The organism is Desulfobacter vibrioformis DSM 8776 (genome assembly GCF_000745975.1).
Taxonomy (GTDB): domain Bacteria; phylum Desulfobacterota; class Desulfobacteria; order Desulfobacterales; family Desulfobacteraceae; genus Desulfobacter; species Desulfobacter vibrioformis.
The window spans coordinates 102,484-122,150 of sequence record NZ_JQKJ01000013.1; the positions used below are offsets into that span (position 1 = coordinate 102,484).

Annotated in this window: 11 protein-coding genes; 4 read left to right on the plus strand and 7 right to left on the minus strand. The window is 49.6% G+C overall.

Annotation, left to right across the window (positions count from 1 at the left end; all coding sequences use genetic code 11):
- Positions 1–6: 6 nt before the first annotated feature.
- Positions 7–1,254, plus strand: coding sequence for a hemolysin family protein (locus tag Q366_RS10010; protein ID WP_035238617.1), 1,248 nt, complete (start codon positions 7–9; stop codon positions 1,252–1,254).
- A gap of 14 nt (positions 1,255–1,268) precedes the next feature.
- On the opposite strand, the gene Q366_RS10015 is transcribed toward Q366_RS10010, so the two are convergent.
- Complete coding sequence (locus tag Q366_RS10015) at positions 1,269–4,037, minus strand: phosphoenolpyruvate carboxylase (protein ID WP_035238619.1); 2,769 nt, start codon at positions 4,035–4,037, stop codon at positions 1,269–1,271.
- Between the two features lie 206 nt (positions 4,038–4,243).
- On the opposite strand from Q366_RS10015, the gene Q366_RS10020 reads away from it, so the two are divergent.
- Genes Q366_RS10020 through Q366_RS10030 form a run of 3 tightly spaced genes read left to right on the plus strand, consistent with a single transcriptional unit; the run spans position 4,244 to position 7,233 of the window.
- On the plus strand, positions 4,244–5,131 hold the full coding sequence (locus Q366_RS10020; RefSeq protein WP_035238621.1) for a phosphoribosylaminoimidazolesuccinocarboxamide synthase: 888 nt from the start codon (positions 4,244–4,246) through the stop codon (positions 5,129–5,131).
- 3 nt (positions 5,132–5,134) lie between these two features.
- Positions 5,135–6,121 (plus strand): ParB/RepB/Spo0J family partition protein, encoded by a 987-nt coding sequence (locus Q366_RS10025; protein ID WP_035238623.1) that lies wholly within the window; start codon positions 5,135–5,137, stop codon positions 6,119–6,121.
- A gap of 2 nt (positions 6,122–6,123) precedes the next feature.
- Positions 6,124–7,233, plus strand: a complete 1,110-nt coding sequence (locus Q366_RS10030) for an SPL family radical SAM protein (RefSeq protein WP_035238624.1) — start codon at positions 6,124–6,126, stop codon at positions 7,231–7,233.
- Between the two features lie 52 nt (positions 7,234–7,285).
- Here Q366_RS10030 and Q366_RS10035 read toward each other — a convergent pair whose 3' ends face one another.
- The 6 genes from Q366_RS10035 to Q366_RS10060 form a co-directional block, all read right to left on the minus strand.
- Entirely contained in the window at positions 7,286–7,768 is a 483-nt protein-coding gene (locus Q366_RS10035; protein ID WP_051957960.1) for a hypothetical protein, read from the minus strand.
- 18 nt (positions 7,769–7,786) lie between these two features.
- On the minus strand, positions 7,787–9,055 hold the full coding sequence (locus tag Q366_RS10040) for a vWA domain-containing protein (RefSeq protein ID WP_051957961.1): 1,269 nt from the start codon (positions 9,053–9,055) through the stop codon (positions 7,787–7,789).
- 2 nt (positions 9,056–9,057) lie between these two features.
- A complete protein-coding gene (locus tag Q366_RS10045) occupies positions 9,058–10,041 on the minus strand; it encodes an AAA family ATPase (protein WP_035238626.1) in 984 nt (327 codons plus the stop codon).
- A gap of 141 nt (positions 10,042–10,182) precedes the next feature.
- On the minus strand, positions 10,183–13,695 hold the full coding sequence (locus Q366_RS10050) for an SDR family NAD(P)-dependent oxidoreductase (RefSeq protein ID WP_245619922.1): 3,513 nt from the start codon (positions 13,693–13,695) through the stop codon (positions 10,183–10,185).
- A gap of 65 nt (positions 13,696–13,760) precedes the next feature.
- Positions 13,761–17,858, minus strand: a complete 4,098-nt coding sequence (locus Q366_RS10055) for a type I polyketide synthase (RefSeq protein ID WP_051957962.1) — start codon at positions 17,856–17,858, stop codon at positions 13,761–13,763.
- 106 nt (positions 17,859–17,964) lie between these two features.
- On the minus strand, positions 17,965–19,551 hold the full coding sequence (locus Q366_RS10060) for a PfaD family polyunsaturated fatty acid/polyketide biosynthesis protein (RefSeq protein ID WP_035238628.1): 1,587 nt from the start codon (positions 19,549–19,551) through the stop codon (positions 17,965–17,967).
- Positions 19,552–19,667: the final 116 nt, after the last annotated feature.

Genomic DNA, 19,667 nt, shown 5'->3' on the forward strand with positions numbered 1-19,667 from the left:
TCGCTTATGAGTTTTGAACCGGCCCTGTTATGTATCTGCCTTTTTCTTTCAGGTTTTTTTTCAATGTCTGAAACAGCGCTTTTCTCCATTTCGAAAATTAAAGCCCTTCATATTGCCAAGGATGGTTCAAAATCCGGCCGGCTTATCCTGGAGATGAAAGAGGACTCCCACACCCTTTTGACCACTATTCTCATTGGCAATAACCTGGTCAACATAGGTGCATCAGCCCTTGCCACCTCCCTTGCCATGGTTCATTTTCAGTCCAATGCCGTGGGTATTGCCACCGGCACCATGACGCTTCTGATACTTATTTTTGGGGAAATTTTTCCAAAATCCTTTGCCAACCACAACAATGTGGTGGTTTCAAGGATGGTCATATATCCCCTGTACTGGCTGTCAAAATTTTTATGGCCTTTGATCTTTATCCTTAATTTTATTCCAAAACTGCACGGCACCATAAACAATTCCCAGGATACCGTGACCGAAGATGAATTGATGACCATGGTGGAGGTGGTTGAAGGGGAAGGCGAAATCAAGGAAGAAGAAAAGGAATATATCACCAATATCTTTGAGTTTGATGATACCTGCTGTTCTGAAATCATGACGCCCCGGGCAGATATGTTTGTGGTGGATGCGGCCGAGGGTGTGGATATCCAAACCATTCTGAAAACAGGATTTTCACGTATCCCGGTGATTGAGGATACCATCGATAATGTTGTGGGGATTCTGCATATCAAGGACCTGTTTGCCGGATACCTGGAAACGGTCGGTTCCGGAAAAAATCCGGGCAGCATTGATGTAACAGGGATTATGAAAAATCCGTATTTCATACCGGAATCAAAAAAACTGGATTCCCTGCTTAAAGCCTTTAAGGCAAAAAAGAGCCATATGGCGGTTGTGGTTGATGAATATGGTGGCGTGTCCGGTATCGTAACCCTTGAGGATGTGGTTGAGGAAATTTTTGGAGAAATTGCCGACGAGTCCGATAAAAATACACCGGATATTGTCCAGATCAAAGGGAACAAGTGGCTGGTGTCCGGCAAAACAGATATATATCATCTTAACAAAGCGCTGAACCTGGGCATTCCTGAATCTGCCAACTACGATACAATCTCGGGATTTTTTCTGGAACTTGTGGAGCGCATCCCAAATCCCGGGGAATCCATTCTCATGAATAACTGGGTTTTTTCGGTAAAAGACATGGACGCCAACCGGATTCAGTCTTTTATCATTAAACCTTCCGAAGAACCCTGATTTGCTTTGCATCCTTAACCGGTTGCGCCGAGCGCGTTGGCAATTGCATTAACACACTGCAAAAGGGCAAACAGATAATGGTCTTCTTCCTTTGAGTTCGCCTTTTTCGCCTTTCGCCATTTCTGCAGCAATTCAACCTGTGCGTCGTGTAAATTATCAAGGGCCTCTGCCCTGAGCATGGTTGAATAATAGTGATTCATGCGTCGTTCGTTAATTGGCCGTTTCAACACATTCCCCACCATCTTACGCGTCAAGTCCAGCTCTTTTTTAATCATCTCCATGATTCGGTCGCGAATCTGAACCTCTTCAACCAACGAAGCATACTTCTCCATAATCCGCACATCGGTCGATGCCAGGCTGCTATCCATATTTGTCATCACATAACGTACAAAAGGATCGTATTCAACGAATTGAAGCAAATTCTTGTACGCCGCCTGGTTTTTGTTTTTCAGCTCATTCAACGTGGAGCCAACACCGTACCAACTGGTTATATTGAAGCGCGATTGCGACCAACTGAACACCCAGGGAATTGCCCGAAGGTCTTCCATGCTGCGCTTTCCGGTGCGGCGTGCCGGGCGGGAACCAATTTTACTCGACTCGATCACATCAATGGGGGTTGCCTGGGAAAAGAAAGTGATAAAATCAGGATCAAGAATCAGCTGTCGGTAATAATGACGCCCCCGATCACCTAATCCACGGAATAAGTTTTCAACTTCTTCGCACCTGTCTTTTGTATTTTCGTGCAACACGGTTTGTGCTGTAACACTCGAAACCATCAGCTCCAGGTTATATGCGGCATTCACCAGGTTGGCATATTTTCGCTCAATCGTCTCGCCTTGCTCTGTAACACGAAACTTACCATTGATTGATCCGTGCGGCAATGATTTGATGAACCAATGACTTGGGCCTGCACCACGACTGATGCTGCCACCGGTACCGTGGAAAAAACGGATTTTCACACCGTGTTTATTGCCTGTTTCTGTCAATTGCTTCTGTGCCTCATGCAAGAACCAGGCGCTGGCCAGGATTCCGCCGTCCTTGTTACTGTCGGAATAACCGACCATCACGTCCTGAATCAATTCGCCATCGGGATTCTCCCATGACTGCATCTGCAAACTGTTTTTCACAATCGGATGGTTCAGGTAATCGTCCAGAATGGCTGGGCTCAACTTCAAGTCTTCAATCGTTTCAAAAAGTGGCACAACAGGAAGAACCGCCCCAAGCTGATCGTTTTTCTTCACAATTAAACCCACTTCGCGCATGAACAGGTAAACCGTCAGCAGGTCCTCTGTATTTCGGGTCATACTCACAATCAGCTTTCCAAACGCCTTCGTGCTGTAGCGTTGAACATGATCACTGACGACCTGCAAGGCCCCGATCACATTTTGTCCTTCCAACTCCAGGCTTTTATGCTGCACCAAAAACGGACGGTTGATTTTCAGTTCCTGATCCAGGAAGGCGCGCCTGGCGTCCTGGGAATATTCAATCTGCGCGGCTGCCTGCGCCCCCAGGGATGCGGCAACCAACTGTTTCAATGCCTTGTCATGATACGCACTGTTTTGGCGAATATCCAACTTTGCCAAATGGAAACCGAAGATCTTTAAAATCCGCTTCATCCGCTCAACATCAACATGGGCTACCTCGCCGATGCCGCATTTTTCCAACTCGTTGTAAAGCAAGCTTAGGTCAGCAATCAAATCAATGGAACTTTGGTAACTATTGGGCTTATTTTCTAATTCAAGATTGAACTCCCGGCTCAGATCAATGGGAATTTTCTGAATCAACACCAGTACATAAGCCTTAAATATCTCCTGGGCATGTTCTTGGAACTCAACTTCGGCATTGATGCCAACTTCCGTTCGCAGTTCTTTAATCCGCGCAGCAAAATTTTTGCTCACGTTCGAGATATTGTGATAAATACTCAGCTTTTGCGCCAAGTTTTTCAATTCGTTTTTAATGATATAAAACGCGTGAATACGCAGCTTTTCGAGCGTCTGCCTGGTAATTTCAGGGGTCACCAGCGGGTGGCCGTCACGGTCTCCGCCAACCCAGTTTCCAAACGACAGCACCGGAAGTAAATCCGAATTATTCAGCACCTTCGGATCAAATCCGGATTCTTTCCAGGCTTGACGCAAACGCTTATCCAAAATCATAATCACACCGGGAAAAACATGGGTCAGATAGTGCAGAATATTGTCCAACTCCGACGCCAACCGCGGCTTTTCAATATAGATCTCTCCGACATGCCACAAGCGGTGCAAAATATGTTTGATCTCCTGCCGGATGTCCGCTTGTTCAACCCGGGTGTACATCTGGTTCTCGCGCTTAACCAGCAACAGGTATAACTTGCGGTATTCCTGTAACACCACAGTGCGTTTGGCTTCTGTCGGATGTGCCGTTAAAACCGGTTCGACCAGAACGTTCGGCAATACCTTGAGAATCTGGGACTGGGTGATACCCTTGGACGTCAAATATCGGAACTGATTCGCCCACAGTCCGTTCACCTGGGCCATATCCTCATTTTCTTTATGGCGACGGCTTTGTACCGCGCCATTTACCTCGACCAGATTTAACAGTTGAAAACACATCGACATCATATGGATGTATTCATTGCTCGTGAGGTCCGGATCTGACGGAATTGTAGAATTCAGCCACGGAAGCAAACCAACCAGCTTGTGCTGATTATTTTCCTCCAATACTTCTTTAAGGCAATGCAATAGAAAGTGAAGATCGTCATAGGGTTTGCCCAATGCATTTTTGACTTGGGTAAAAACTGTGTTCATAGTATTATCAGCTTATTGGTTTAGAAAATACCTGAATTATGTATCAGGGCACGACGATTGTCAAATTTGTAGAGGTATGAACGTTTCTGCCACATCACCGCAGGTTATAGAAAAAAATCAAAAGATCATTCTGATAGTAATACGACTCATTGTGTGATACTTATCAGCAAAATTTTTAAATTGAATTTTAAGGACAGGAGGAAGGCTTGAGCATTATACCCGGAACAGAATATGAAGGTCTGCCATTGATCAGACAAGGAAAGGTCAGGGACATTTTTGATACGGGAGATGCCCTGCTCATGGTTACAACCGACCGGCTTTCCGCGTTTGACGTAGTGTTGCCAGACGCCATTCCGGACAAAGGCAAGGTATTGAACCAGATTTCTGTGTTCTGGTTTAAACAGATGGAAAGCATCGTTAAAAACCATATTATCAGTACGGATGTCAATGATTATCCGGTGCAGTTTCATAAATACAGAGACAAGCTTGAAGGCCGCAGCATGCTGGTGAAAAAAGCCCAACCCATGGCTGTGGAGTGTATCGTAAGAGGCTATATTTCAGGATCAGGCTGGAAATCCTATCAAGCCGAAGGTCATGTATGCAATATCAGGCTGCCCCAGGGCCTCAGGGAGTCTGACAAGCTTGAAACGCCTTTGTTTACCCCGTCCACCAAGGCGCAAATCGGTGATCATGACATCAACATCGGTTTTGATGAGGCGGTGAATATTATAGGGAAGGAAACCGCTGAAAAACTGCGGGACCTGAGCCTTGAAATTTATAACCGCGGTTCTGCCCTTGCCCTGGAAAAAGGCATTATTATTGCGGACACAAAATTTGAGTTTGGCCTGCTTGATGGTGAAATTATCCTTATTGATGAAATCATGACCCCGGATTCATCCAGGTTCTGGCCCCTGGACGATTATACCCCCGGCAGGGGACAGAAAAGTTTTGACAAACAGACTGTCAGGGATTGGCTGACCAATTCAGGCTGGGACAAAACCCCGCCAGGCCCCGAACTGCCCCGGGAAATCATTGAAAATACCAGTAGAACCTACAAGGAAATCTTTACCCGGCTGACCGGAGAATCCATCTGATCCATGCCGGTAATGACTTTTACAGATATCCCGGTGTCCGAGGTTGATCTTTCAGACACCGGGTTTCGCATTACAGGACCCCACCATGATAGCGAACATCTCAAGTCATCCATATCCCAATATGGCATCATGGTTCCGCCCCTGGTGTTGCGCGGACAGGATAAATACATTGTGGTGTCCGGGTTCAGGCGGATTGAAGGGGCCAGGCATGCAGGCCTGTCCCGGATAACCTGCCGTGTCATGCCGGCCGGAGAAACCCTTGATGCTGCCATGGCTGCTGTAACCGAAAATTCATTTTCAAGGGAGCTGACCCCTGCAGAACTTATCCGGGCAACCGTTCTTTTATTACGTTTCATGGATGCCCAAAGTATTGCAGAAAACGCAACGTCCATTTTCAACATGCCGCTGAATTCAGGATATATTAATACGCTGGCGCGTATCCATGCCCTGCCCGATCCTGTTCTCGATCTTCTGGATCAAGGTCAAATATCCATTAAGGCGTGTAAACATCTTGTGTCCATGAATGCAGAGACCCGGGCTGGGTTTTTACATCTTTTTTCCCAAATCAAAGCGTCCTCGGGCATCCAGATGGAAATCATTGCATGGGCAAAGGAGATATGCGCCCTTGAAAAAATAAGCGTGTCAAAACTCATCCAGGAAAGTCCTTTGGGGATCACGAATGGAGATGGGACAGGGCAGGGGGGCAGCCGTTTGGGCCACAGGGATATGGGTGCCCTTGGAAAGCAGTTCAAGGCGTTTCTTGCCCAGAGACGTTTTCCTGCACTTACGGCAGCTAAAAAACAGGCCCGGGAACAGATCAAGGCCCTTGAACTGGATTCCGGACTTCAACTGGCTGTTCCTGAAAATTTTGAGGGAATAATCTATGCCATGCAAATGGAATTTAAAAATATGGATGAGTTTAAAACACGCCTCAACCGCCTGGCCGAACTTGCAGACCTCAACGACTTCAAATCCCTTGTGGACAGATAAATATGATCAATCCAATCCGGGTATTCATGGACAAGGATCTGGATCAGACGCCGGAAATTGAGTACCTGATCTCAAAACTCAAACCCACCCCGGAAAAGGTCGCGGACCCAAGACCTGTATATGACCTGATCAACCAGTCCGATGATCCCGTGGGCTTTGCCAAAAAAGTGCTTTACATCACCCGCAACAAGGGCGCCCTGATCCGTCAATGCCCGGGCACCAGCTACTACACCTGCTGTGATTACACCATTTTGCACTGCGGTACCTATTGCACCATGGATTGTTCCTACTGCATCCTGCAAGCCTATTTTCATCCTCCCGTGCTCCAGTATTTTGCAGGTTTTGACCAGTACACTGCCGCACTGGACCCGGTTTTTCAAGGGGATCACATTGTACGCATCGGCACCGGCGAGTACACAGATTCCCTGATCTGGGAACCGGTCAGCCTGATGCCCGGATTCCTGGTTGAAAAATTCGCGACCCAGGACCGGGCGATTCTTGAACTGAAAACCAAAACCGTCAATATAGACTCCCTTCTGGACCTGGACCATAACCGGAAAACCATTCTGTCCTGGTCATTGAATACCCCTGAAATGATAGCATCCCAGGAGCGGGGCACAGCCAGCCTTTCCGCACGGCTTAAGGCGGCAGCCAAAGCTGTGTCAAAGGGATTTCGGGTGGCATTTCATTTTGACCCTATTTTCCTGTATCCCGGATGCGAAGGTGCTTATGAAAAGGTGGTTGAGGCCATCTTTGCCCATGTCAGCCCTGAAGATGTTGTATGGATTTCCATCGGCACATTCAGGTTTATGCCCCATTTAAAATCCATCATTGAAGCGCGGTTTCCGGACTCAACCATCCCCTACGGTGAATTCATCACCGGGCTTGACAATAAAATGCGCTATTTCAAGCCATTACGCATCGCCATGTATCAGCGCCTTGGTGCCCTGTTCCGGCAGCTTGCCCCTGGTGTTGCTGTCTATTTTTGCATGGAAGATGAAGAGGTATGGATGAAGACCTTTGGGTTTTTTCCGGGCAAGCCCAAAGCGCTCGCCCACATGCTGGACCGGGCTGCCGCAGACCGGTGCGGACTTGACAGCCGCCTAGTTTAGCCCAATTGGTTTAGCCCGATTGGTTTAGCCCGATTGGTTTAGCCCGGTCATTTTAATATGCGTCAAATTTTGATTTTGTTATCATTGATAACAGACGATTGGCCGTCACCGTTGATGCGATCCGGCTTCGGGTGTCATCAGTGGTGTCAAGACTTCCTGTCTGTTCCAGCGGCGGGTGTGCATAAACCATGCACACTTTTTTTTCGTACTCTTCTCGAAGTTTTTCAAAGGATGATACCACTTCGGGATATTGCCCCGACTCTTTAAACGGCAGACGGATAAATCCATCAATATACCCGTCTTTAAAATACGGGACCTGAAGCACATGATATCTGTCCGGCTTCCATGACATGCTTCTTTCGTGTTCACCCGGCAGACAATAACTTAAATGAGAACCCGGAATCATGGGGATATGGCTTTCAACCTGAACAGCGTGAATGGCCAGCTTTTTTTCATATGCGTCCAGGCTTATTGTATATGTAAGCCTGGGCCTGAAATTTCCTCGTTTTTTTCTGATCTTCCAATTGACTTTCATATGATTATCTCCAATCAGCTATAGCCAATCAGGCAACATCTCTATTATCTGGCCAAATGGCGGCGTATAACCGCTCTGCCCGGTCCTGATCCAGAGCACCGGATATGGCGGTGTAAATGAGGGGAACCGCCGGCACTCCATATCTGTGAAAAAAAGAAGGCAGCACGGATTTATGCCCTGGCTTTGGACAAAGTCAAACACCACGGTAAAATCGGTACCCCCGCCGCCTTTGGGTGCAAAGGCCAGGTTTAAATCCTGATCGCTGATCATTTCGTATCCCGTGACAGCCATATCCGCATAGACCAGATGTATAAGACTTGGATTCATGGACAAAATGGCCTGGAGTTCGGCCCCGAACCGCTCGAGTTCTACAGGTTTTATGCTGCCCGAGGTATCTATGGCAAGCACAAGCTGTGGCAGTTGATCCGACACTAAACTTGGAAAATAAAGGCCCTGGTGGATATATCTGCGATTGGGTCTTGTCCAGCTGTAATCATGGCGGGCAGACTGCTGAATAAATCTGGAAAGCAAGGATGCCCAGGGCAGTGTGGGGCTGAATCGTTCTTTGACCAGAAGCTCTATCCCCTTTGGCAGGCTTCCCATGCTCCTGGCATTGGATGCTGCCTGAACCAAGGCCTGGTCCCAGTTTGTATCCGTATCGTTCTGCCCTGAAGGTGGCGTGGTTTCAGACGTTTGACCGTCCCTGACCTCACCGCTTCCCCCGGGATCCATGTCATCATCCGGGTCAGGACGTTTTTCATCGCCATTTTCCGAATCATCTGTGGATGAGCTCTCATCCTCCTTGTTTTTTTGTTCTTTATCAGGGGCGCTTTTTTGTGCTGCCGGATCAGGCTCGCTATTCTCTTCATCCCCCGAATCTTCAATTAAGCGTTCGTAAACCTGCTCTGCGGTTTTTCCAATATATGTATCATCCCAGAGGAAACCATCGGGGAGGACTAAACCGGCATCCAGCAAAATAGGATTAATGACATAGTCACAGGCTTTGTTCCAGGCTTCGGGTTCCTTGTCTTTTCTGCGCAAATGGTGATTGCAGGCAGGATGCATGACCGTATGGGCAGACAGGCCCACAAGTTTGTCCCGGGGAAGAATATTAATGTAATCCGGATTGTAGCCAAAGGTTTTACCGTCGGTCCAGGCTGTCCTGCAGGTCCGGTCCTCTTTGAGTGTCAAACGCATGGCAAGGGAGGCAAAAAAAGGATGGTTCAACACCATGTCAGCCCTTGCTTTAAGCAAGCGGTCTTTGGCCTGTTTATCTTCTATTGCCAATGTCACACCAGAATTTGAGCGTTCATGGATGCCCAGTCAGCAAAATCAGCCGTTTCAACGACCCGGGGTGTTTTTCGCACAGCTTCACGCATCAGAAGAACAGAGAATTCAGGGGGCAGTCGCCGGGCCCAGGCCATGACAAGGGTGATATTTTCAAGGGTCATGGCCGCACCCATCATTTCACTTAATGCAAAAAGTACCGCAGGGTTATCCGGAACAGGTATGCCCTCGGGATCAGAAATGATATCCAAAGGCAAGGGCAGCTGGTCCCATAAGTCAAGAAACCCTGTGAATTCAGCAGCAGCCCCTTTTCCCACAGCCCCGGCAACAAGTTCGGGAATCATTTCCGGTTCAGGATCTGATTCCAAAAGTCTTGACACAAATTCCCAGGACCGGGGAGAGGCAAAGGCCCGGGTTTCTCTTTTGGGGTCAAAGTCGTGTAACAGCGAGGGCCGAAACCTTATAAAAGCCCGTACCTGCCGGGATATACCATATCCTTGGGCCCATTCAAGCCACTGGTCAGTGTTCACCTCAAAATCAATATGGACAAAACGGTTGGCAAGTGCAGACGGCATCCTGTGTGACACAGCCCGGTCCTGTTCCCGGTTGCCTGCGGCCACAACAGACCAGTTGTCAGGCAACTGGTACTCGCCAAGTTTTCGATCAAGAACCAGCTGGTAGCATGCGGCCTGAACCAGAGGCGGGGCAGCATTTAGCTCATCAAGAAAAAGAACGCCTGAGCCTGTGGTGGGCAAAAAGGCCGGGGCACACCAGTGGGACAGGCCATCCTGGCTGATCCTGGGAAGGCCTCGAAGATCCACCGGATCCAAAAGAACCGCCCTGATATCAACAATATCCAGATCAAGTGACGCCGCTGTCTGCCGGACAATCTGGCTTTTGCCGATGCCGGGCGGCCCCCATATGAACACAGGCTGAGAGATGGATAAAAGAGAAGTCAGGGCTGATTTGATCTTGGATGATTTCATTTTACACCTTAAATATAATTCAAATGACAACTTTTATTAACGTAATTTTTTTTTCGTGTCAATATTTTATTAGTTATATAGAACTTTTTTCGGATAGAAAAAAAAAGGGGGGCAGGAAAAAGAGTCTTTATCAAAAACCTGTCAGGACAGGTTGGATATTTTTTTAGCCGTTTTCGAATCCGTTGTAATGGTTAAGGCCTGCAAAGAAAAACAAAAATTTTTCATTTCATAGATACAGATCCCATCCACACACAGGGTACCGTCCGCCATTGCCCTGCAACCTGTTTCATCCATGGAACACGCACTTATATGGGCCTGGACAACAATGTTTGCGTTCGAGCGGATAATCTGTCCCCGGTATATCCATTCATGTTCATGGTTTTCATCAATTGCCGGTGTAAACTGTTCCGGGTCAAGATCGAATTTTTTGACCATGAAAAATCGGATCAACTGGAGGAATGATTCTATGCCCAGGGAACCCGGGCAGACCGGATCCTGATAAAAATGGGCATGGAAGAACCACTCATCGGGGTCCACTTGTTTTTCACCCTGGATCAGCCCCTGGCCGTGCAATCCTGCGTTGAAATCAAGGAAGGTGATTTTGTCTATCATTCTCAAGGCTTTTCCCGGCATTCCCGTATTGGGGCCGATATTTTGATCTTCCGGGGTTAAAGGCGCATGATCTTCAAGTGCGATTTCAGATTGCGGGCTGTTTTTTGCAAGGCTCAAAAACGCCTCGGGTTTCCTGATTCCCACTTGTTTGGATAAGGCATCAGCCGTAAAAAATCCAAAATTGGTGAAGCCTGTGTAAACGGACTCTCCCTTGTGTTGCACATCCATATCAAATTTTTGGATGATCATGCCACCGGCCTTGGACACGTCGGTCATTCTGACACGGATTTTCACCCACCCGGATGTCCGGGTCAGGTTTTTGACCAGTCTGGCTTTTCCCCCAAGGTTTCTGAAATGAAGGCGGTCTTCACAGGTCAGGGCTGCGCCGCCATAGGCTGCAAGCCAGCCACAGGGTTGAAGGGCCACTTCAAGGAGAATACAAAACGGCATGGTGTCGCTATGGTTGGCTGCGAAATACCATGCGTCTTTATCAATTTTATACCTGCTTTCTATCCACCCGCCGGGCGCGGTTTGCCAGGCGGGGTGGTCTGCTTTTGTCACCGCGTCCATAAAAAAGTAGGGCGGTCTTGGCAATCTTGCAATTTCACGCGCGTGATCAAAAATTTTATAGGGTTCTCCAAACGCTTCGGATGGATTGCCCTGGGCAAAGGCTAAAATTTTATCCCGGTCAAACAGGGGGCTGGATTTAAATTTATCAAGCAGCCCCGGGTCCATGATAGCTTCAAATCCCATCATGCTTGCAATGATCGTTTTGTTTTCATCAAGGAATGTAAAATATCCCTTAATTTTGTGCTGATCCTGGTGGTTGACCGTAAATAATATCCGGATCTTATGTCCGCTTTGTCTGGGAAAGGAGTGAAATATTCGTAAATTGGCAAAGCTTGCGGGCAGGCAGACCTGTCCGCAATTATGGAAGGTCCACAAAATCGCCGCCTGGAAGGCTGCATCCAGAACCATGGGGTCCATGACCCATTGCCTTGCATGGGGTGTTTTATACCATGTGCCGATGTCCGGTGCTGTGGTTGTCATCACCTCAATTCCCTTGGGCGACACGCCGGTAATGTCAGTAATGCATTGAAGGGCGCCTTCGTGGAAAAGAATGGTTTCATAGGCCTGATCCATGCTCATTCCAAAGGGTTCAAGGTCCATGGATGCTGATTTTGATAATACCGGCGGCTGGGGAAGCTTATCCGCTAATAACACCTGGGCCCTGGCATGGTGGATTGTTAATCCGTTTTTACCCGAAGAGGTAATACGGCCGGGTGTAAAGAGCTGATGATCAATGGTGACGCACTTTCCAATGTCCACCTGGACTTCTGTTTTGCCATTGCCCGGCACAATCCCTTTGAGCAGCTGCACCTTTTCCATTCCGGCAAAAGTCAGGCCCGGATTGTTTTTTTCAGCACCGCAGGCCAGCAGATCCACCATTAAAGCCAGGGGAACAACCGGTGCATTGTCAATTTTATGGTCTTCAATAATGCAACTGTCCTGGCTGCTGAAGGTCTGGGTCAGGGCTTTATTCATCACGGAAGCTGGGTCCGGCACCTCTGGAGATATGGTGCCCCCCACAACGACCTCAACGCAGGCTCTATCGGCATTGCCCATTTCCGCCACCATCTGGTGTGCGCCTGCCTGGATGGGGATCAGCTCAATATGGCGTTTTTCAAATTCCCGTTTCAGGGCGTCCGTGACCATGCCGCCGTCCCAGGGGCCCCAATTGATGGCTAACGCCCTGCAATGGGGAAGGGTAAGTTGTCTGGCCTGGCCAATTTTATTGAGCACTTCGTTGGCCATGGCGTAGTCGCATTGTCCGGTATTTCCAAATCTTGCCGCAACCGATGAGAACATGACCAGATATTTCAGTTTGTCCTGATCCACTGACGAAAGAAGTGCAAAAAGTCCGTTGATTTTGGTTTCAAATACATTTCTGAATTGGTCGGGTGTTTTTTCACAGATCAATTTATCTTCAAGCACACCTGCCCCATGGATCAAGGCGGTTACAGGACCTAACTGCCGGGTCACTTTTTTCATGGCCCCGTTGACAAGGTCTTTATCCCGGATGTCTACGCAAAAGTAGGCCACCTCATCGGTCCATTTTTGTATACGTTCCAGATTGGCTTTAATGTCCCGGTTTGAAGCAAAAAGGCGATACTGGGCCTCCACCCTGGCAGGTGTTGGTTTTTCTTTTTCAAAGGCATTGGCAAAGATGGCTGTTTTCATTTGGGCGGGTGTATCCATACCTTTAAGCCATGCGGGTTCGTCAAAGGGCGGTTTGGATCTGCCGAAAAGCGCTATTTTAGGGTGGCACTGCTTGGCAAGGGCAAGGGCACACGCCGCTGTAACGCCCCGGGCACCGCCGGAAATCACCACAACATCGGATTTGTCCAGGCAAATTTCCAGGGGGGCGCTGACCGGTTTGGATACAAGTTCGGGGATGTAACATTGCTCACCGTCAAGCCCCATTTCCACGGCGCCCCGGGTCATCATCAGCCCCACGGCGGCTTCAGCGTTCTTTTTTATGGCTTTTTTATCAAATGGCAGGTCAAGGGCCCGGCACAGGACCGGTTTCCATTCAAGGGCCGCTGTTTTGGCAAGGCCTGCCATGCCCCCGTAAACAGGGCTGATTTGCGGGTCAAGATTTTTAAAGCCAAAGCCGCCGCCAAGAAAGCTGATACAGGCCATGAAGCTGCTGCCTTGCCTGGCACTTGCCGCCAGGTATGGCCCGTTTTTTGATGCCATGCGGAACGCCGTTAAAAGAAACTGAGTGGCCAACGCGTCGTCGCCGGGTTGACAAAAGGCGTCCGGTATCAGGACAAGGCCTGCTGCATCGGGCAGATCCGGGATGTTATCCGGGGTGGCATCGATAATCCGGGCGGCAAGTTTGAGTTTTTTAAACTCTTTTTCAAAAGCGATGGCAATGCCTGCACTATCCCTTGTCAGGTAAATGGTTTTATCCGAAGGCATGTGAATTCTTGCCCCATTATAAAAACGGATCTGATGGGTGGGGAAGGCTGTGAGCACAACTTCCTGCCTGGCAGGCCCCTTTAATTTTGTTTCTTTGGCCTGCCCGGCCTGGTTCTGGTCACTTATGGGGTCATGCGAAGTTTTTTTTTTGTGGCTTCTTTGGAAATCGGTGTTTGTTCCGGCGTTAAGTATTTTACGATATCGGACAGGGTTTTCAAGCTGCCCATGTCATCCGGCGATAATGCCCTGGATTCAGGTTGTTCCTGTTCGAGGCGGGATAAAATTTCAACCCGTTTGATGGAGTCAACGCCAAGATCCGATTCAAGGTTCATTCCGGGTTCGAGCATCTCCTGGGGGAACCCTGTTAATTCACTGATAATGTTCACCAGAATGCCAAGGGTATCTTTAGCCGGCGGGTTATTTTTTTGCTTATTTTGCGCATTGGCAATGGGGGCGGCTGTTTGCCCAGATGCCGGGGTATTTCCCGGGTCTGTTTCAACCGCCGTGCAGATATCTGCCAGGGTTTTGACTGAACCCAGGCGTTGGGCGGATAGATCCTCTTTGTCAGGAAATGCTTTTTCAAGTTCTGAAATGATCTCAACTTTTTTAATGGAATCAACGCCAAGGTCTGATTCAATATTCATTTCAGGTTCCAACATCTCCACCGGGAAACCTGTTAAACGGCTGACAATGTCAAACAGGACATTTTTAACTCCCGGGGCAGGGGCTGCCGCCGGTGCTGCTGCTGTCGGTTGGGGCTGCCGGATCTGGGGAGGCACAGGCTTGGGGGTTGTCTGTTGCATTGTTTTTTGAATTGATGGTAATGGGGCTGGCTCAGACATCCGGGGCTGCTGGTAAGGCATGGCCTGTGCCGGGACCGGAGGCTGAATCACAGGGGCTGCCGGGGCCGGGGGGAACACCTGTCCACGGGTTTGTGACATCAGTGCGGCCAGGGCCTGGCTGGCCTGGGCCTGGGTTTCCAAAAACTTTTCGTGGGCCCGGGCGGTCTGGGCCTGGAGCTGCTGCATGGCATTGAGACCCTGGACAAGGATATCCGGGTTTGCCGGAACCTGATTTGCAGTCACGGGTTGGATTGGATTTGACATTGAATTTGACGTTGTCTGGACGTGTGAATCGTTAAATTCAGGGTGTGGAAAAGATGTCATGGCATTTCCTTGTGTGGTGGATGTCTGTTGGGGTGAAACCGTCGTATAAACAGATGAATCCTGGGCAATGTTTTCGTTTTTGGGGGGATGAATGGGAGCTTCTTCAACCGGATTCATTTCAGGCTGGCTTGTTTCAGGTGGTCTTGTTTCAGATGGCGGGGGTTTGGGATTGGCTCCGTTGAGCATGATGACAAGTTTTTTAGACTCAGGGGGGGGCACATCCTCTTCCCAGGCAGAAAGATCCACAGGATGACCCATGGCTGCAAGGGCGCATAATCCCATCCCCAAATCCCGGATACCGTAATTTTTCCCGGCTGATTTTCCAGCTGAGTTATCTGCTGATTTATCTGATTTATCCAGGGCAATGGTCTGCACATCCCGGTCTTTTAAAATGGATTTAATCAGCCCGCACAGAACAGACTTGGGACCGACCTCCACAAAGGTGTCAACCCCTTGTTCATGCATCTGTCTGATGTTGCCAATGAAGTCAACGGGGTGCATCAACTGCTGTCCTAAAAGATCCTGGGCCCGGGTCAAATCTTCAGGGTAGGGTGATCCGGTTGTATTGGATAACACCTTGATTTGCGTCGGGGTAATGGCTGCTTTCCGGGTCAATGCATTGAACGGGGCTGCGGCGTCGGCCACCAGGCGGCTGTGAAACGCTGCGGCCACAGGCAGTCTGATGGCCCGCATTCTGCGGGTTTTACAGATCTTTTCAGCGTTGAGAATGTGTCGGGTCTCCCCGGATAACACGCCCTGGGACGGGCCGTTCCTGTTGGCCAAGACAAGGTCGAGTTTCTCGGCTTCAATGAGGGACTCGATCTGTTCAATGGGGGCCTGGATCGCAAGCATGCTGCCGGGATCACCTGCTTTTTGGCCGGCCCTGGCCATGAAGTTGCCCCGGGCCGCCGAAAGTTCAAGACAGGTTTGGGCATCAATCCAGCCGGCTGCATATAATGCGCACAATTCTCCGTAACTGTGGCCGCAGGTCATCTGGGGCACCACCTTGAACCGGGAGAGAATTTTGAGCATGGACAAAGAGACCGCACCAATGGCTGGCTGGGCGATGCGGGTCTGGCGCAGGGCTGCCTCGGCCGATGTTTTATCCATGGCATATTCCGGCGGCGGATACATATAGGCGGACAGCAGCCCATGATCCTGTTGGCCTGCATCTGTATTACCGACACAGGACTGGGCCATATCAAGAATCTCAAGGCTTTCCGGAAAAACAGACATAAGCTGGCCGCCCATGCCGGTGTACTGGCTTCCCTGGCCCGGGAAAACAAAGCCCAGTTTTCCTGATGCTGCACCTTTGCCGAAGAATACAGGCGGTTTGGCCGGTTGACCGTCATTGACCACACCTTTTGCCAGGGTCATCCGTTCAAAAACATCATCCTGGTCAGTCATCAAAATCAATAACCGCAGATCATGGTCTGAACAGAATGATTTTCTGGATTGCGCTGCCTGCCAGGCAATGGCCTGGGTAACGGCGGCCTTGTCCCGAATATCATAGGTTTTTATGGTTTCGGAAATGGTATCCAGCTTTTCAACAATCTCTTCTTTGGTCTCACCGGAAAAAGCCATAATCTGCACTGTACCGTCCCAGGAGATATTGGTTTTTTCAGCAGAGTACTCTTCAAGCACGGCATGAAAGTTTGATCCGCCGAACCCAAAGGCGGAAACCCCGGAACATCTCAGGGAATTCAGCGTATTGTTGCCAATCCAAGGTCTTGAGACCTGGTTGAGATAAAAGGGGGAGTTTTGTATATCCAGATCCGGGTCAGGGGCCTGGGCTTTCAGTGTGGGGGGAATGACCTTGTGGTGCAGGGCCAGGGCAGCCTTGATAATGCCTGCAGCACCTGCTGCGGCTTTGGTGTGCCCGATCATGGATTTTACGGATCCCAGGGCTGTGGATGCCGCGGCGTTGTCCTTGAAAAAATTTTTCAGGGCAGTGAATTCAACCTTGTCACCCACCCGGGTCCCTGTTCCGTGTGCTTCAATCAGCCCCACGGATTCGGGCAAAACACCTGCGCTGCCATAGGCGTTTTCCAGGGCCTTGATCTGTCCTTTGGCCTCGGGGGCATATATGGCGGAGGTGCGCCCGTCACTGGAGGTGCCCATGCCTTTGATGACCGCATAAATCCGGTCCTGGTCACGCTGGGCATCGGCCAGCCGCTTGAGCACCAGCAGACCGATGCCTTCGCCAAGCACGGTACCGTCGGCATTTTTTGAAAATGGCCGGGCGTCACTGGTGTGGGACAATACACCGGTTTTGGCAAAGCACATGTGCATGAAAATGTCATTGAGGGTGTCCACCCCGCCGGTGATGGACATATCGCACCGTCCGGTTTCAAGTTCCATCATGGCCGTATGAATGGCGGAAAAGGAGCTGGCACATGCCGCATCACACACGGTGTTGGTGCCGGACAGGTCCAGGCGGTTGGCGATTCTTCCGGCCACTACATTGCCCAGAAGACCTGGGAATGAATTTTCCTGCCAACTGACATAGGAGTCGCTGATCCGTTTTAATATGCGTTCCTTTTTATCCGGGGCAATACCGGCTGCATCCAGGGCATTTTTCCAAAATGGATGTCCCAGCCTTGCGCCAAGGGGGATGACCAGTTCCTGGGTGCCGGTTACCCCGAGGATGACATTCACCCGTTTTTCTTTCAGATGGGCATGGCCCACAGGGTAGCCTGCATCGGCAAGTGCCATGCGGACCACTTCCAGACCGAGAAGCTGGGAGGTGTCCGTGGCCTCAATATTTTTGGGGGGAATGCCATAGGTGAGAGGGTCAAAGGCAATGTCCGGTAAAAACCCCCCCCTGCTGCAATAGGTATGGTCAGGACAGTCCGGGTCCTCATTGAAATAATCTTTCAGACGCCAGTGCGAGTCTTCAGGCACTTGTGTGATGGCATCAATGCCGTTGAATACCAATCTCCAGAATTCCTTAAGGTTTCTGGATTCAGGAAAAATACAGCCCATGCCGATGATGGCAATGGGCGTCCTGGGGGGATAAGGCGTCTGTGTTTCAGTTGCGGCTTTGGGTGTCATGTATGAAATATAATTATGGTTGCTGGGTTAAAATATATTTTATCAAAACCTATATATACGGCACAGGGGCTCGAATCACCTGCAGGCAGGGATATTGACAAAAGTTTTACATAGATTCTTCCATGGATTCGGAAGCGATCAGTTTTGTTATTTCACTGGATTTCATGGGCGAAAAAACTCCTGCACCAGGGGGCAGTTCAATGCCCTGGGCCCTTGCAAATGCGGCCCGGGTGACAACACAGGCCCCGGTGAGCAGATTCATGGCGATTTCTGCTGCAAACCGGTTGGTATGAGGTTCAAGAAAGCTGCCTTTGACCCATTGGTTGAATGCGCCCATGGCCGGGCCGCACCAGACCTGATAGTCCATTTTACGCTGGGTATTGCCCTGGATTGCCCACCTGGAAGACTGCCCGAGATAGGATCTGAAAACCAGGGCCATCTTATGCGCAGGGTTCTGCTCTGCACGGTCCACCTCCTGTTGATTTCCCCGGGACAGAAAAAAATCCCGGGTGGACTGCCATGCCAACTCAAATGAGGTGAATAAAAATTTATCCTCGATCTCCTTTTGGGCTGCCTGGGGAAGGTCTGAAAAACAGGTATAATTTTTGTAAAACTGATACAGCTTTTCTGCGCGGACAGGAAACAAAGTCCCGCGTTTAAGCACCTGAACCCGTGCGCCGATTTCAAACATGTCTGCGGAAGGAGCCATGGCAACGTCCGCCTGTTCGGCCTGGCTGAGCAGTTTTTTAACTTCCTCGCAGATGCCGGCTTCCACACATGCTTGATTAATGGATCCGGTAAGGATATATGCAGCACCCATGCTGAAAGCGGCAGATGCGGATTCCGGCGTGGCAATGCCGCCGCCAAGCCCTACGCAAAGCGGGTGTTGAAAATTATATGTTGCCATGGCTTCGTTCTTCAGGGCAATTAACGTCGGTAACAGCGTCAGGGCAGGGCGGTTATCCGTATGTCCGCCGGAATCGGCCTCGGCGGTAAGATCCTGGGCCATGGGGATTTGCGAGGCAAGCATGGCTTCATCTGCAGTGATCATCTGCCGGTCAACCAACTGGTTGAGCAGTTTTTCCGGCGGCGGTGCAAAAAACTGCCGGGCCACTTCAATGCGGGACACCTTTGCAATGATGCGGTTGGGGGTGACAATGGCACCCTGGTTGTCTCTATGGATACCTTTGATACGATAATAGACTAAAGGCAGGGTGATCCGCAGGAATGCGGCAGCAGATATCAGGGTCACCCCATGGTGAATATAGAGATTTACCGTTGCCATTTCATGGTCCGGGTCTGCCAGGTTGTGGATCAGATTGAATCCAAAGGGTTTGTCCCCAAGGCCGGCCTTAAGTTCAAGGATGGCTGATTCAATGTGTGACAGGCCCAATCCGCCGGCACCGAAAAAACCGACCATCCCGTTTTCACCCATGGTTTTTACCAGTGCTGTGGATGCGATGCCGTTGGCCATGGCACCGGCCACATAGGCATATTTTAAACCATGGCGCCGCTTAAATTCTGAATTCCCAAGGCTTTCCGGACGTATGGCCGGCACATAGATCTGGTCTGACAGCGAAGCCATATTGCTTTGTGACGGCCGGCTGATATGTATACCGTCAAAACTTTTTATGAGCAGTTGCGGCCGGCTGATATTGTGAATGGCTCTGACTAAATCAAGTTGCGATGTCATAGTATTGTATTATTCCTGCTGGATGCTGTGCAATATGTTATTTATTTACAAACTGTACAATTTTCATGGCTGGCGTCTAATAGCATACCCAATGCCTGTAATCAATATATGCTGTA

What these genes read in the sequence shown, in the direction of transcription:
- Q366_RS10010 (WP_035238617.1), top strand. Translation starts at nt 7, where the DNA reads ATGAGTTTTGAACCGGCCCTGTTATGTATCTGCCTTTTTCTTTCAGGT.
- Q366_RS10015 (WP_035238619.1), bottom strand. Translation starts at nt 4,037, where the DNA reads ATGAACACAGTTTTTACCCAAGTCAAAAATGCATTGGGCAAACCCTAT.
- Q366_RS10025 (WP_035238623.1), top strand. Translation starts at nt 5,135, where the DNA reads ATGCCGGTAATGACTTTTACAGATATCCCGGTGTCCGAGGTTGATCTT.
- Q366_RS10030 (WP_035238624.1), top strand. Translation starts at nt 6,124, where the DNA reads ATGATCAATCCAATCCGGGTATTCATGGACAAGGATCTGGATCAGACG.
- Q366_RS10035 (WP_051957960.1), bottom strand. Translation starts at nt 7,768, where the DNA reads ATGAAAGTCAATTGGAAGATCAGAAAAAAACGAGGAAATTTCAGGCCC.
- Q366_RS10045 (WP_035238626.1), bottom strand. Translation starts at nt 10,041, where the DNA reads ATGAAATCATCCAAGATCAAATCAGCCCTGACTTCTCTTTTATCCATC.
- Q366_RS10055 (WP_051957962.1), bottom strand. Translation starts at nt 17,858, where the DNA reads ATGACACCCAAAGCCGCAACTGAAACACAGACGCCTTATCCCCCCAGG.
- Q366_RS10060 (WP_035238628.1), bottom strand. Translation starts at nt 19,551, where the DNA reads ATGACATCGCAACTTGATTTAGTCAGAGCCATTCACAATATCAGCCGG.